At 68.9% G+C, this 14,762-nt stretch carries 14 protein-coding genes; 8 read left to right on the top strand and 6 right to left on the bottom strand.

Annotated elements, in window-relative coordinates; genetic code table 11:
- Positions 1–26 precede the first annotated feature (26 nt).
- From BMZ25_RS15330 to BMZ25_RS15320, 4 genes are all read right to left on the bottom strand, one after another.
- Positions 27–1,748: a methyl-accepting chemotaxis protein gene (locus tag BMZ25_RS15330; protein ID WP_177190483.1), complete on the bottom strand. Its 1,722-nt coding sequence runs from the start codon at positions 1,746–1,748 to the stop codon at positions 27–29.
- Positions 1,745–2,032, bottom strand: coding sequence for a hypothetical protein (locus tag BMZ25_RS20915; RefSeq protein ID WP_177190482.1), 288 nt, complete (start codon positions 2,030–2,032; stop codon positions 1,745–1,747). Before BMZ25_RS20915 ends, BMZ25_RS15330 begins: the two co-directional genes overlap by 4 nt.
- Before the next feature lie 123 nt (positions 2,033–2,155).
- A complete protein-coding gene (locus BMZ25_RS15325) occupies positions 2,156–2,809 on the bottom strand; it encodes a peroxiredoxin (RefSeq protein WP_092695160.1) in 654 nt (217 codons plus the stop codon).
- A 74-nt stretch (positions 2,810–2,883) separates the two neighbouring features.
- The gene (locus tag BMZ25_RS15320) at positions 2,884–3,402 is read right to left on the bottom strand and encodes a hypothetical protein (RefSeq protein ID WP_092695158.1); all 519 of its coding nucleotides are present in this window, start codon (positions 3,400–3,402) and stop codon (positions 2,884–2,886) included.
- Positions 3,403–3,529: 127 nt separating this feature from the next.
- Between BMZ25_RS15320 and BMZ25_RS15315 the strand changes: the two genes are divergently transcribed.
- The 4 genes from BMZ25_RS15315 (at position 3,530) to BMZ25_RS15300 (ending at position 6,247) form a co-directional block, all read left to right on the top strand.
- Positions 3,530–4,318 (top strand): exodeoxyribonuclease III, encoded by a 789-nt coding sequence (locus BMZ25_RS15315; protein ID WP_092695156.1) that lies wholly within the window; start codon positions 3,530–3,532, stop codon positions 4,316–4,318.
- A 139-nt stretch (positions 4,319–4,457) separates the two neighbouring features.
- Positions 4,458–5,390, top strand: a complete 933-nt coding sequence (trxA, locus tag BMZ25_RS15310; protein ID WP_092695154.1) for a thioredoxin — start codon at positions 4,458–4,460, stop codon at positions 5,388–5,390.
- A 27-nt stretch (positions 5,391–5,417) separates the two neighbouring features.
- Positions 5,418–6,062, top strand: coding sequence for an LON peptidase substrate-binding domain-containing protein (locus tag BMZ25_RS15305; protein WP_092695152.1), 645 nt, complete (start codon positions 5,418–5,420; stop codon positions 6,060–6,062).
- Complete coding sequence (locus BMZ25_RS15300) at positions 6,059–6,247, top strand: Trm112 family protein (RefSeq protein WP_092695150.1); 189 nt, start codon at positions 6,059–6,061, stop codon at positions 6,245–6,247. The genes BMZ25_RS15305 and BMZ25_RS15300 overlap by 4 nt, the downstream gene beginning before the upstream one ends.
- Before the next feature lie 3 nt (positions 6,248–6,250).
- On the opposite strand, the gene BMZ25_RS15295 is transcribed toward BMZ25_RS15300, so the two are convergent.
- Positions 6,251–7,477 carry an FAD-dependent monooxygenase gene (locus BMZ25_RS15295; RefSeq protein ID WP_092695264.1) on the bottom strand — a complete coding sequence of 409 codons (1,227 nt, stop codon included), beginning with the start codon at positions 7,475–7,477 and terminating at the stop codon, positions 6,251–6,253.
- Between the two features lie 85 nt (positions 7,478–7,562).
- Here BMZ25_RS15295 and BMZ25_RS15290 point away from each other — a divergent pair, with 85 nt between their 5' ends.
- The 4 genes from BMZ25_RS15290 (at position 7,563) to BMZ25_RS15275 (ending at position 14,077) form a co-directional block, all read left to right on the top strand.
- Positions 7,563–8,888, top strand: a complete 1,326-nt coding sequence (locus BMZ25_RS15290) for an amidase (RefSeq protein WP_235859893.1) — start codon at positions 7,563–7,565, stop codon at positions 8,886–8,888.
- Positions 8,889–9,005: 117 nt separating this feature from the next.
- Positions 9,006–10,184, top strand: coding sequence for an aminotransferase class I/II-fold pyridoxal phosphate-dependent enzyme (locus BMZ25_RS15285; protein ID WP_092695146.1), 1,179 nt, complete (start codon positions 9,006–9,008; stop codon positions 10,182–10,184).
- Between the two features lie 13 nt (positions 10,185–10,197).
- Positions 10,198–13,287, top strand: a complete 3,090-nt coding sequence (locus BMZ25_RS15280) for a DNA translocase FtsK (RefSeq protein ID WP_092695144.1) — start codon at positions 10,198–10,200, stop codon at positions 13,285–13,287.
- Between the two features lie 175 nt (positions 13,288–13,462).
- The gene (locus tag BMZ25_RS15275) at positions 13,463–14,077 is read left to right on the top strand and encodes a LolA family protein (protein WP_092695142.1); all 615 of its coding nucleotides are present in this window, start codon (positions 13,463–13,465) and stop codon (positions 14,075–14,077) included.
- A 7-nt stretch (positions 14,078–14,084) separates the two neighbouring features.
- On the opposite strand, the gene BMZ25_RS15270 is transcribed toward BMZ25_RS15275, so the two are convergent.
- On the bottom strand, positions 14,085–14,669 hold the full coding sequence (locus BMZ25_RS15270; RefSeq protein WP_092695140.1) for a transglycosylase SLT domain-containing protein: 585 nt from the start codon (positions 14,667–14,669) through the stop codon (positions 14,085–14,087).
- Positions 14,670–14,762: the final 93 nt, after the last annotated feature.

Raw genomic sequence — 14,762 nt, 5'->3', positions numbered from 1 at the left:
CGGGGCTTTTTTTGTGCCACCACCTTTCACGCCACGGCCGTCGCCGCGCGTCTCTTCGGCTGCGGCCCTGACTCGGCGGTCGAGAAGCGGTCCGTCGCGCGTTTCAGGTCGCGCGCCGAGGTCTTGAGCACCTCGCTGGCGGCGCTGGTCTCTTCGAAAAGGGCCGCGTTCTTCTGCGTGAACGTATCGAGATCCGAGATCGACCGGTTGATGTCGTTCAGGCTGTCGGACTGGCTCGTCGCGGAATCCGAGATGGTATGGATACGCTCGGCCACGCGGGAAATCGCGGTTTGGATATGCTCCAGCGCGCGGCCGGTCTCGCGCACGAGACGCGCGCCCTCCTTGACCTGCACGTTGCTCGACGCGATGAGCTGGCTGATCTCGGCGGCCGCCTCGGACGAGCGCTGCGCAAGCCCGCGGACCTCGGCCGCCACCACTGCGAAGCCGCGGCCCGCCTCGCCGGCGCGCGCCGCCTCGACGCCGGCGTTCAAGGCCAGCAGGTTCGTCTGGAAGGCGATCCCCTCGATCACCTCGGTGATCTTGTTGATCCGGCCGGAGGCCGCTTCGATGCCCTCCATCGAATCGACCGCCGACGACATCACCTTGACCGAGCCCTCCGCGTCGCGATGCGTCGAAAGAACCTCGTCCCGCATGGCGAGCGCGTTCTCGGACGCGCCGCCGATGGATTGTGTCAGACCGTCCACCCGCGTCGAGATCCCTTCCAGCGTTGCGGCCTGCTTTTCGGTGCGGGAAGCCAGAGACTGCGCCGCGCCGGAAATCTCGTCGACCTCGGACGCCAGCGTGGTGGCGCTGCGTGACACCTGCGCGATCGCGCCGCTCAGGGACCGGGCGGCCCGGTTGAAATCGGACCGGAGATCCTCGTACTCGGCGCTGAACGGCTCTTTCAGTTCGACCGACAGGTCGCCCGAGGCCAGCCGGTTGAGACCGGCGCGCAACCCGTCGACGACCTGCGCCTGCCGGGCGGACTGGCCCTGCCGTTCTTCGCTTTCGCGGTCGGCGGCGGCGGCGGCCTTCTCATCCGCGCGCCGCGCGCGGGCGGCCTCGTCCTGCTGGCGGGCCAGCGCTGTCTCGGCGTCCTGGCGGGCGGCCTCGGCACGGGCCGATTCACGCTCGGCCCGCTTGCTGGCGGCCAGGGCGGCTTGTTGCTCTTCGCCCGCCCTCCGCAGCGCCTCGTCGAGATGCGCGGCGCGCTCCATCGCTTCGATGTCGAGCTTGAGGCGGGTGCTGACGGCATAGACGAGGGCGGCGCTTTCGACGGCGACGACGACACCGTGCAACAGCGCGCGTTCCATGTTCGCCAACAGGTCAGTGCCCGGATACAGCATCGCCGGCCAGAACAGGCTGAGAGAGACATGGTGCACCGCGATCGCGGCGGCCGCGGCGAGGATCGCGGCACGGTCGATCATCACGACCATGACCGCGAGCAGCGCGAAATACAGCATGTGCGAGTCGAGCTGCCAGGGATGCCCGGCAAGCGCCCCCGTGAACAACGCGGCCTGCGCCACGAGCGCCTGCGCGGTGCCGAAGCGCGCCGAGGAACCGCCCGTACGACACGCCGCTTCACCGCAGATTGCGATCAGGATCGCGGCGACGGCGAAGGCGGGTCCGCCATTGCCTGCAATCCACGCGACGAAGGCGGGAACGGGGACCAGCAGCCAGCCGACAGTGGCGCAAAGGCGTGCGCCACGGTGCCGGGCGGCCAAGAGTTCGTCGCTCAACCGGGTCATGGGCGCACCCCGCAGATCCAGGCGGCGGCGCGTCCGTCCAGGACGGCCCAGGCGCCGGACTGGCGGAGCCTGTTGGCGAAATCCGGACGATCGGACACGGCGAGCACCCCAAGCGGCGCGCGTCGCGGCCCGATGCGGCGGCCCTGCGCGACATGGATCGCCCGGACCGCGTCCGGCCCCACGACGATGACAGGCGCGCCGGGCTGCGCCGATGACGCCAGCGAAACGAGCACCGGGACGGCGGCGAGGCCGGTCGCGCCGGGCAGGAAGGCTGTGATGTGCACGGGACACCTCCGATGTACGGTTCGACCGCGTCATCGCACAGGTGTGTTAGTCGCAGCTTAATCCGGGCTGCGATGCCGGACGGACGGGCCACCGATGGAACCACCGGTGGCCCGAGCGGCCGGTCAGGCCGGCTGCTTGGTCGTGCGCAGGTAGGGAAGGTGCGTGGTGAAGTCACCGAACTTGGACTTCGCCTCGTCGTCCGACAGCGAGGCCGGGATGATGACGTCCTGGCCGACCTGCCAGTCGGCAGGCGCGGCCACGCCTTTCGACGCGGTCAGCTGCAGCGCGTCGAGGGCGCGCAGCACCTCGGCGAAGTTGCGGCCGACGGTCATCGGGTACGTCATGGTCAGTTTCAGCTGCTTGTCGGGGCCGATGATGAACACGGCGCGGACGGTGGCACTGTCGGCCGGCGTGCGGCCGTCGGGCAGATACGCCTCGGCGGGCAGCATGTCGAAGGCCTTGGACACTTCGAGCCCCTCGTCGGCGATGATCGGAAAGTCGACCTGGGCGCCGCCGTAGCTTTCGATGTCGCCGATCCACTTGCCGTGGTCGTCGACCCCGTCGACGCTGACACCCATCACCTTGGTGTCGCGCTTCTTCCATTCATCCGAGAGCTGCGCGACGGCGCCGAACTCGGTCGTGCAGACCGGCGTGAAGTCCTTCGGGTGCGAGAACAGGATGGTCCAGTCGTCGCCGATGTATTCGTGCAGCGAGAACTCACCCTTGCTGGTCTTGACCTTGAGGTCGGGAACCGTGTCGTTGATCCGAAGTGCCATGTCGGGCCTCCTTTGGGATGGAATGTCGTTGCCGCAGAGATAAGCGATGCCGTGCCGCTGCAACAGCCCCCCGGTCAGTCGCTCATCGGGACCGTCGCCTGGAAATTGCCGTCGAACGTCTGCGCGCCCTGGGCGTCGATGATCAGGTCGTCGGACCCGCCCGGCGTCATGGTGGCCACGACGCTGCCCGAGACGGCCAGCGTGTCGCCCTCACGCTCCATCGAGCTGAGCGTCAGGTCGATGTTCTGGGTCGAGGCCATGAGCGGCTCGGTCTCGCCGGACGCATGATATTCGACGGCGGCCTCGGAAACGCCTGCGTCGGACGGTGTGCCCTCGGTCGTGAACTCGAGGATCATCGCGTCCGCCCCGGCCTCGGCCGACTGCGAGGGAAAGCCCACGATCCGCACACTGTGTCCGTCCTCGGCATCGGACCAGTCGGAGGGCGCCAGGTCGCTGTTCTCGGGCGGCGCCGTGACGGTCCAGCTGACGCTGTCCTGTCCGAGCGTGCCACTGATGCTGCCGCCTGCGGACTGGTCCTGGGCGACGGCCGGGGTGGCGATCAGAAGGGCGGCGAGGGGCGCGAAGCGTAGCATCTGGCGTGTCCTTTCATCCTGTCTCGGGTTTGCCAGTCCAACGTCGTCCCGGCATCCGCCGTTCCGGCGGCTGGACGCCGCACCGCGCCACACATAGGGTCCGCGCGCACCCAGACCGGAGATCGCGATGCCCTTCACCCTCGCCACCTGGAACATCAACTCCGTCCGCCTGCGCGCGGGCCTCGTGGGTCACCTGCTGACCGAAGAGGCGCCCGACGTTCTGTGCCTGCAGGAGTGCAAGTCGCCTGTCGACAAGATCCCCGCCGAGACCTTCGCCGATCTCGGCTATCCCCACCTGATCGCGCGCGGGCAGAAGGGCTATAACGGCGTCGCCATCCTGTCGCGCCTGCCGATCGAGGACCTGGGCCATACCGACTGGTGCGAGATGGGCGATGCGCGGCACATCGCGGGGCGGCTCGAGAACGGCGTGGTGATCCACAACTTCTACGTCCCCGCGGGCGGCGACGTGCCGGACCCCGAGCAGAACCCGAAGTTCGCCCACAAGCTGAACTTCGTCGCCGAGATGCGCGACCATTTCGCGGCCGAGCGGCCCGAGAAGGCGATCCTCGTCGGCGACCTGAACATCGCCCCGCGCGAAGACGACGTCTGGTCGCACAAGCAACTGCTCAAGGTCGTCAGCCACACCCCGGTCGAGACCGATCACCTTGCCCAGGCGCAGGAGGCCGGCGGCTGGGTCGACGTCACCCGCAAGGACATCCCCGAAGGTCAGCTCTATTCTTGGTGGTCCTACCGCTCGCCCAACTGGGACAGCTCGGACAAGGGGCGGCGGCTGGACCATGTTTGGGCCTCCCGCGACCTTGCGCCGGCCGCCCATTCCAGCCGAATCCTCCGGGCCGCCCGCGGCTGGGAGAAGCCCAGCGATCACGCCCCGGTCTTCGCCACGTTCGACGTTTGACGGCCCCGTTCGCGGCAGGCGGGACGAATTTCGCCCGGCTCGCGGCGCTCGCGGGTGGGCGTCGGCCTTGCAAGACCGGGGGGCATACGCCATCTAGCCTGCAAGATTGCGCAAAATACGGTTAGGAGAGCGCGAGGCCATGCTGGAGCTGGGACAGAACGCCGGGGCCGCCCCGCAGCAGGACGATTTGATCAAGGAGACCACCGAAGCGAGCTTCATGGCCGACGTTGTCGAGGCCAGCCAGCAGGTGCCCGTCATCGTGGACTTCTGGGCGCCGTGGTGCGGCCCGTGCAAGACGCTGGGCCCGATGCTGGAAGAGGCCGTGCGCGCCGCCAACGGCGCGGTGAAGATGGTGAAGGTCAACGTCGACCAAGCCCAGCAGATCGCCGCGCAACTGCGCATCCAGTCGATCCCGACCGTCTATGCCTTCTACCAGGGCCAGCCCGTCGACGGGTTCCAGGGCGCTGTGCAGCAATCCGAGGTCAAGGCCTTCGTGGACCGGCTCGTGGCACAGGCCGGCGGTGGTGGTGAAGAGGCCGCAGGCGGCGGTCTCGAAGAGGCGCTTCAGGCTGCCGAGCAGATGCTGACCGACGGCGCGGCAAGCGACGCCGCGCAGACGTTCTCGGCCATCCTCGGCGAGGACCCGAAGAACAGCGAGGCCTATGGCGGGCTCGTCCGCGCGCATATCGCGCTCGGCGATCTCGACCAGGCCGAGGCGATCCTCAACGGCGCGGATGCCGAGATCTCGCACGCCCCCGCGCTCGAGGCGGCGGCGGCCCAGCTCGACCTGGCCAAGCAGACGGCGAATACCGGCCCGGTGTCCGAACTGCGCGAGAAGGTCGAGGCCGATCCCGACGACCACCAATCGCGGCTGGACCTCGCCAATGCGCTGTATGCCAAGGGCGACACCGAGGCCGCCGTGACGGAGCTGCTCGAGCTCTTCCGCCGCGATCGCGAGTGGAACGACCAGGCGGCGAAGCAACAGCTGTTCACCATCTTCGACGCGCTGAAGCCGAACGATCCGGTGGTGACCTCGGGGCGGCGCAAGCTGGCCTCCATGATGTTTGCCTGAGGGCAGGTGCACTCTACGTCGCAGCCAATGATGAGAGCTGCGGACCTGCCGCCGACACTACCCGTCTTCCCGCTGCCCGGGGCGCTTCTGCTGCCCCGGGCGCGATTGCCGTTGAACATCTTCGAGCCGCGATATCTCGCGATGCTGGACGATACGATGAAGTCGGATCACCGACTGATCGGCATGGTCCAGCCTTGGGAAATGCCGAACTCGGACAAGACCCGGCTGCACGCGATCGGCTGTGCCGGACGGCTGACCGCCTTTTCCGAGACCGAGGACGGCCGGTACATGATCACGCTGACCGGCATTTCCCGGTTCCGCGTCCAGAAGCAGATCCAGGGGTTTACGCCGTACATCTGCTGCGACGTGTCCTGGAACGGGTTCGAGCGCGATCTCGGGGTGATCGAGCACGATCCCGATTTCAACCGGGACTACTTCCTGCGCCTGCTCGGACAGTATTTCGAGGCGGAAGAGCTCAAGACGGACTGGGATTCCCTGCGGGACGCCGAGGACGAGCTTCTGATCAACTCGCTGTCGATGCTCTGTCCCTTCGCCCCCGAGGACAAGCAGGCACTGCTGGAGGCCCCGTCTCTGGGCACTCGGCGCGAGACCCTGGTGACGCTGATCGAGTTCGCGCTGCGCAGCGGCGGCGGTGACGAGAGACTGCAATGAGCGAGACGCCCAAGTACGACCGCCGGATGCTCGAGGCGCTGGTCTGCCCCGAAACGCAGGCGCCGCTGTTCTACGATGCCGAGACCCAGGAACTGATCTCCAGGGCAGCGCGGCTGGCCTTTCCGATCCGCGACGGCATCCCCGTCATGCTGGTGGACGAGGCAAGGCGGATCGACGACGACTGACGCTCAGACCGGTTGCCCGCGCAGAAGCCGCGGCAGATCGCCGGTAAGGCCTGCCGCCTCGCGGATGAATCCGCGGCGCAGCCCCGGCAGCCGGTTCACCAGCCCGAGCCCCAGGTCGCGGCCAAGACGCAGCACGGCGTTGTCGTTCGAGAACAGGCGGTTGAACCCGTCGGTCGCCACGGCGAGCGTCGTGACATCGAAGCGCCGCCACGCCTGGTAGCGTTCAAGCACGTCGATGCGGCCGATATCCTCGCCCCGCCGCATCGCCTCGACCAGCACCTCGGCCAGCGTGGCGACGTCCTTCAGCCCCGCATTCAGCCCCTGACCCGCGATCGGATGCACTCGGTGCGCCGCGTCGCCCGCCAGCGCCACGCGGTCGGCGACGAAGGCGTTGGCCAGTCCCAGGCCCAGCGGATAGGTGTAGCGGTCGCCCGCCAGCGACAGATCCCCCAGGAACGAGCCGAAACGCGGCCGGAGAACGGCGAGATAATCCTCGTCCGACAGGGCGTTGATACGGTCGGCCCGGTCGCGGCGCTCGGTCCAGACGATGCTGCTGCGGTTGCCCGAAAGCGGCAGGATGGCGAGCGGCCCCTCGGGCATGAAGAACTGGTGCGCGATCCCGCCGTGGGGCCGTTCGTGCCCGACCGCGGCGACAAGCGCCGTCTGCCGATACTCCCACCCGGTCCGCGAGATCCCGGCCCGCCCGGCCGTCGGCCCGCGGGCGCCGTCGCAACCGACAAGCACGGCCGCCGTCAGCCGGCGCCCGTCCGACAGCGTTACTGTGACGCCCGAGGCGTCGACCTCCTGCGCGGTGGTGGCGACGCCGGTGATCTGCGTCAGCCGGCCCTCGCGCGCCATCGCGTCCAGCAGCGCGGGCCGCAGGTGGCGGTCCTCGACCATGTGGCCCATCGGACCGTCCTCGATCTCGGCGTGGTCGAAGGTCAGGGACAGCGGCGACGGCCCCTGCCCCGCGCGCCCGTCCGAGACGCGGATCCCAAGGATCGGCTGCGCCTCGTCCGCGAGCTGCGGCCAAAGGCCGATCGCCTTCAGCGCCCGCGTCGAGGCCACGGACAGCGCGTAGCTGCGCCCGTCGAAGGCCGCGTCCCCCCGCGCCTTGGCGGGCAGGGGGTCAACCAGCGTGACAGAGAGCCCGGCCTGCGCCAGGGCGAGGGCGAGGGAGCAGCCGTTGAGGCCGCCACCGGCAATCAGGACATCGGTATCGTGCGCCATGCCCCCGAATATGGCGGCAGACCCGGCATTGTCCATGCGCCGCAGCGCCGCTACCGTCGCCGCCGTCAGAATAGGGGGCAGACAGATGGACATCCTCGGCGCGACGGCAACGGAACTGGGGCGGGCGATCGGCGACGGCACGCTCGACGCGGTGGACGTGACCGAGGCGCATCTCGATGCCATCGAGGGACACGAGCTGTCGACCCGGATCTATGCCCGCACCACCGCCGATCGCGCACGGGCCGAGGCGCGCGGCGCGGCGCAGAGGGCGAAGGAGGGCGCGCGGCGCTCGCCGATCGACGGGGTGCCGATCTCGTGGAAGGACCTCTACGACACCGCGGGCGTCGCCACCGAGGCCGGGAGCGCGCTGCTCAGGGGGCGCGTCCCCCGGCACGACGCCCGCGTCCTGTCGAACGCGGTGGCGGCGGGCCTTGTCTGCCTGGGCAAGACCCACATGACCGAACTGGCGTTCTCCGGTCTCGGCCTGAACCCGGTGACGGCAACGCCGCCCTGCGTGAACGACAGGGAGGCGGTGGCCGGCGGCTCGTCGTCGGGCGCGGCGACGTCGGTGGCGTATCGCCTCGCCGCCGCCGGGATCGGTTCGGACACCGCCGGGTCGGTGCGTATCCCGGCAGTGTGGAACGACCTCGTCGGGTTCAAGACGTCGCACGGACGGCTGCCGCTGTCGGGCGTGGTCCCGCTCTGCCCCAGCTTCGACACCGTGGGCCCGCTGACGCGGTCGGTCGAGGACGCCGCGCTGCTGACCGCGGCGATGGCGGCCGACAGGGCCCCGGACCTGAGCGGTGCCAGCGTCCGGGGCGCGCGCCTGCTGGTGCTGGAGAGCGTCGCACTGGACGACATCGAGGAGGCGCCGCTGAGCGGCTTCGAATCCGCGCTGTCGCGGCTGGACGCGGCCGGCGCGCAGGTGAGCCGCGCCCGGATCCCGGCGGTGGAAGAGGCCGCCGGGCTGGCCGGGCAGCTTTTCGCGGCCGAGGGCTATGGCATCTGGCGCGAGGTGATCGAGACCGATCCCGACGCGATGTTCGCCGCCGTCCGCGACCGGTTCCGCGGCGGGGCCGCGGTCAGCGCACCGGATTATATCGCGGCGTGGCAGGCCCTCAAGCGGTGCCGCGCCGAATATCTCGATGCGACAGCCGGCTACGACGCGGTCGTGCTGCCGACCTGCCCGATCCTGCCCCCGAAGATCGCCCGGCTCGAGACGGAGTCGGAGTATTTCTCGAAGGTGAACCTCATGACGCTGCGCAATACCCGGCTGGGGAGCCTGCTGGGTCTGACGGGACTGACGCTGCCGACGGGCACGCCCTCGACAGGTCTGCTGTTCCAGACCCCGGCCGGAACCGAGTCGCGGCTGCTTCGCCTGGGGCACGCGGCCGAATCGGCCTTGGCGTAAAAGCCACATGCAAGCCCGGAAACCCGTAAGGCCCAAGGAGTTGCGCTGGACCCTTCACGCGAGCGTGCGGTAGGTTCATCCTCAAAGGGGCGACACGACCCCGGACTTGAGGCATCGATGCGGTTTCCACAGCGGTTTTCACAACTGCCCGAATACGCGTTTCCGCGTCTGCGGAGCCTGCTCGACGCGCATGCGCCGGGCGGCGACGTGCTGCACATGAGCATCGGCGAGCCGAAGCATCCGTTCCCCGACTGGGTCACCGACGAGATCGCCGCGAACGCCGACGGGTTCGGACGCTATCCCCCGAACGAGGGCGCGCCCGCCCTGCGCGAGGCGATCACCGGCTGGGTGGCGCGGCGCTATGGCGTGACGCTGGACCCCGAGACGCAGGTCATGGCGCTGAACGGCACGCGCGAGGGGCTCTACAACATCGCGATGGCGCTGTGCCCCGAGTCTGCGGGCGCGACCCCGGCGGTGCTGATGCCGAACCCGTTCTACCAGGTCTACGCGGTCGCGGCGCTGTCGGTGGGCGCCGAGCCGGTCTACGTGCCCGCCACGGCCGACACGGGATTCCTGCCGGACTATGCCGCGCTGCCCGCCGCGCTGCTCGACCGCACGGAGTTGGTGTATCTCTGCTCGCCCGCGAATCCCCAGGGCGCGATTGCCGACAAGAGTTACTGGGCCGGGCTGATCCAGCTGGCCGAGACCCACGATTTCCGCATCGTCGCGGACGAGTGCTATTCCGAAATCTATCGCGACGCGCCGCCGCCGGGCGCGCTGGAGGTCGCGGCCGAGATCGGCGCCGACCCGGACCGGGTGATCGCCGTTCACTCTCTCTCGAAGCGCTCGAACGTGCCCGGCCTCAGGTCGGGCTTCGTCGCCACGGGCGCGCGCAACATGGCGCGCATCCGGCAATTGCGGGCGTTCGCGGGCGCCCCGCTGCCGCTGCCGATCCAGATGGCCTCGGCACGCCTGTGGGCCGACGAGGCGCACGTGGCCGCGAACCGCGCGCTCTATGCCCGCAAGTTCGACATCGCCGACGAGATATTCACCGGCGTCGAGGGATGCGCCGCGCCGCATGGCGGGTTCTTCCTTTGGCTGCCGGTGGCCGACGGCGAAGCGGCCGCGCTGAAGCTTTGGCGCGAGACCGGCATCCGGGTGCTGCCCGGCGCGTACCTGTCGCGCGAGGTCGACGGCCGGAACCCGGGGGCGGGCTATATCCGCGTGGCACTCGTCGCCCCAGAAGAAGAAATGCAGAGCGGGCTGGTGCGGCTCCGCGACTGCCTGTTTGCGTAAGAACGAGGGACACATGGCCTACCAGACCAGACACCGCGACCCGCTGTTCGACAGTTCGACCCAGGAAGTCATCGCGCGTCGGGGCAAGGAGCTGATCGGACTGGCGCTGATCGCGCTGGGCGTGGCCGCGGCAATGATGCTGGCCTCGTATTCCGCAGAGGATCCCAGCTTCATGTCCGCCACCGACGCGCCGGCGCAGAACGCGCTCGGCACCTTCGGCGCGTCGATTGCGGCACCGCTCTTCATCATCGTCGGCTGGGGTTCGTGGGGGTTTCCGGTCGTATTCCTCGGCTGGGGGCTGCGATTCCTGCTGCACAAGGGCGACGAGCGCTTCGCCGCCCGCGCCGTCTTTGCCCCGCTCGCCATCGCGCTCGCCTCTGTCTATGCCGCCACCCATGTGCCCGGCGCCGAGTGGAGCCACAGCTTCGGCCTGGGCGGGCTGTTTGGGGATACCGTCCTGGGGGCCGTGCTGGGCGTGGTGCCGGTGCAGGCGACGCTTGGGCTGAAGGTGATGGCGCTGGCAGTGGCGCTGGCGACCTTCGCGCTGGGGCTGTTCGTGCTGGGCTTTTCCACGCGCGAGCTGCGGGCGATCGTGTTCTACCTCGTGGGCGGCACCGTGATGCTCTATGCCGGGATCGCCTCGGCGCTCGGCCTGTCGGCGAAGGCCGCCGGACGCGGCCTGGGCAGCGCGCGTGACACCGCGGCCGAGCGCGCCGAGCGGCGCCGCGTCGCCCGCGACCGGGCGAAAGCCGAAGCGCTGGAGCGGGACCGCGCCATGGCCGAGGAAGCGGCGGAAAGCGCCGAGATGCCTTCCCTCGCCGGCCAGTCGCGCAGCGACCGTCGCATCCCGACCATCCGCGCTGACCGCCACGCCCCGGAGGACGACGATGTGTTCGAGGACGACGACACAGCGCCCGAGGCCGGGGAACGTCCGACCTTCCTCTCGCGCCTGTTCCGCCGCAACGCGCAGGCGGACGAGGCGGAGTTCGAGGACGACGTCTACGACGACGGTGCAGAAGACGACGCCGGGGACGACCGGATCAAGGCCAAGATCGCCGACGTGATCCGCACGCGCGTGCGGGCCAAGCCGATCAGCGCCGGCGCGAGCGATCCGATCGCCGCCGCCGTGGGCCGGCACCCCAAGGGCCCGCGCCCGATGATCCTGCAGACCGGCACGGGCGGCGCGCAGCGCCGCGTCGAGCCGCCGGTCTCGGCCAGCCGAGCGGAACCGCCGGTGACGCGCGGTGCCGCGCCGGCGCATCCCGTGGCCGAACAGCTTCCCGGCATGCCGCAGGATGCGTACGAGGACGAGGCGCTGATCGAGCAGGACGACGTGCGCGACGCCGAGGGCTACGAGATGCCGGAGCCCGAGCTGGTACAACCCGAGCCGAAGTCGCTGACGGCCGAGCCCCTGTTCGAGACCGGCCGCACGCCAGACGGGCAGACCCGCCGCCAGGGCACCTCGGCCCCCTCCCCTGCCCCGGAAAAGAAGGTTGTGCAGCACGGGAACCGCAAGTCCCAGCCCTCGCGCAAGGCGCAGGAAGAGGCGCAGCCCGGCCTGCAGTTCGACGAGAGCGGGGCCGAGTACGAGTATCCGCCGCTGAACCTGTTGACCAATCCCGACACCGTCGAGCGGCACCACCTGAGCGACGAGGCGCTGGAGGAAAACGCCCGCATGCTCGAGACCGTGCTCGACGATTACGGCGTGAAGGGCGAGATCGTCAGCGTCCGGCCCGGCCCCGTCGTCACGATGTACGAGCTGGAGCCCGCGCCCGGCCTGAAGGCGAGCCGCGTGATCGGGCTGGCGGACGACATCGCGCGGTCGATGTCGGCGCTCTCGGCCCGTGTCTCGACGGTGCCGGGGCGGTCGGTCATCGGCATCGAACTGCCGAACGAGAAGCGCGAGATGACGGTGCTGCGCGAGCTTCTGGCGGCCCGCGACTTCGGCGACACCAACGCCAAGCTGCCGCTCGCGCTCGGCAAGGACATCGGCGGCGAGCCGGTGATCGCCAACCTCGCGAAGATGCCGCACCTGCTGATCGCGGGCACCACCGGTTCGGGCAAGTCCGTCGCCATCAACACGATGATCCTGTCGCTGCTCTACAAGCTGACACCCGAGGAATGCCGGCTGATCATGATCGACCCGAAGATGCTGGAACTCAGCGTCTACGACGGCATCCCGCACCTGCTGTCCCCCGTCGTCACCGACCCCAAGAAGGCGGTCGTCGCCCTGAAATGGGTCGTCGGCGAGATGGAGGACCGGTATCGCAAGATGTCCAAGATGGGCGTGCGGAACATCGACGGCTACAATGGCCGCGTCCGCGAGGCGTTGGCCAACGGCGAGACGTTCAGCCGGACGGTTCAGACCGGGTTCGACGACGAGACCGGCGAGCCGATCTTCGAGACCGAGGAAATCCAGCCCGAGACGATGCCCTACATCGTCGTCATCGTGGACGAGATGGCCGACCTGATGATGGTCGCCGGCAAGGAGATCGAGGCCTGCATCCAGCGCCTCGCGCAGATGGCGCGGGCGAGCGGCATCCACCTGATCATGGCGACGCAGCGCCCGTCGGTCGACGTCATCACCGGCACGATCAAGGCGAACTTCCCCACCCGGATCTCGTTCTCGGTGACGTCCAAGATCGACAGCCGGACGATCCTCGGCGAACAGGGCGCGGAACAGCTGCTGGGGATGGGCGACATGCTCTACATGGCCGGGGGCGCGCGGATCACGCGTGTGCACGGACCCTTCTGCTCGGACGAGGAGGTCGAGGAGATCGTGCGCTACCTCAAGGCCTTCGGTCCGCCGGACTACAAGTCGGGCGTCGTCGACGGCCCCGAGGACGGCAAGGAGAGCGACATCGACGCGGTGCTGGGCCTGGGCAACACCGGCGGCAACACGGATGGCGAGGACGCGCTCTACGACCAGGCCGTCGCGATCGTGATCAAGGATCGCAAGTGCTCGACCTCGTATATCCAGCGGAAACTGGCGATCGGCTACAACAAGGCCGCGCGGCTGGTGGAGCAGATGGAGGACGAGGGCGTCGTCTCGTCCGCGAACCATGTCGGCAAGCGCGAGATCCTCGTGCCCGAACAGCAGTAGCCGCCCGACATCGGGGACAGGCTGGCGCCCGGTCCGCATCGCGCGGGCCGGGCGTTTTCGTTTCGCGCCAAGCCGCCGGGAAACCGCCCCCGCACGAGCACGTTATTGCCTAGCAGTGGCAGCCAGCCGACGCTGTCCATATATCCGTTGCCGAGCAGACGAAGGACGAACGCCCATGGATCGCAGACACTTTCTCGCCGCCACGGCGGCCGCCGCCCTCACCGGCGTCGCCGCGCCTGCACAGGCTGCCCCGATCTCGCTGAACGAGCTGTCGCGCTATCTCAACGCCCTGGGCTCCGCCGAGGCGGACTTTACCCAGATCAACAACGACGGCACGATTTCGACCGGCCGTCTGTACATCCAGCGCCCCGGACGCGCGCGGTTCGATTACGCCGAGCCCGAAGAAACCCTGGTGATGGCCGGCGGCGGCCAGGTCGCGATCTTCGACGGCAAGTCCAACGTGGCCACGCCCGAGACCTATCCGCTGGCGCAGACGCCGCTGAACATCATCCTCGAGAGCAACGTCGATCTCGCCCGCCGCAACATGGTGGTCGGCCACCGCGAGGAAGGCCCCAAGACGATCGTGACCGCGCAGGATCCAGAGCGGCCCGAGATCGGGCAGATCGAGCTGGTCTTTACCGGCAACCCCACGCAGCTGCGCCAGTGGGTGATCACCGACCAGAACGGCACCGAGACGACCGTGGTGCTGGGCGACATGACGACGGGCAGCTCGCTGAGGGCGTCGCTGTTCAACATCCCCAACGAGGTGCGCCGCCGCCGCGGCGATTAACGACGCCTCAGATACGCCGGCAGGCGCGGAGCTGATCGTCGTAGGTCTGCGCCCGCGCCGCCACCTTCGAGGCCACGGCCATCAGCCACGGCTTCGCGTTGTAGCTGCCGCTGGCATAGCCCGCGCGCCCCTCGTGATAGGCAAGGTACTGGCGCCGGGCATCCCATTTCGGGATGCTCAGGCTCGCCTGCGTCTTGTTCATGTACCAGCCCATGAAGTCGGTCGCGTCGCTGATGTCGTCACGCTTGGCCCGGCGGTTGCCGGTCTCGCGCTTGTATTCCTCCCAGGTGCCGTCGAGCGCCTGGGAATACCCGTAGGCCGACGATTGCCGCCCCATGGGAATAACGCCGAGCGTGAAGCGCAGCGGCGTCCGGGCATTGCCGATGAATTTCGATTCTTGGTGGATGGTCGCCATCTGCACTGCAACCGGCACCCCGTACTTGCGCTGCGTCCGCTTCATCGCCCGCAGGTAGTGCGGACGTTCGCTGACGATCGAGCACGCGTTGTCGAGGTTATTCGGCGCAGTATGGTCCGTGCTTCCGCAGCTCGCCACGAACAGCAACAGCACCAGGGCGCGAAGGGATCTGCTCATCTGCCTCTCGCTATGTTTTGTAGTCTTTTTATCTTTTGTAGTCTTTTTATAAGACTGTAGCGTAAAGGGCTCGGTGGATGAACTCCTAATCCT

Source organism: Tranquillimonas rosea, assembly GCF_900111315.1.
GTDB classification, from domain to species: Bacteria; Pseudomonadota; Alphaproteobacteria; order Rhodobacterales; family Rhodobacteraceae; genus Tranquillimonas; species Tranquillimonas rosea.
The sequence above is the reverse complement of the archived record's forward strand: the minus strand, read 5'-3'. Positions and strand labels throughout refer to the sequence as shown.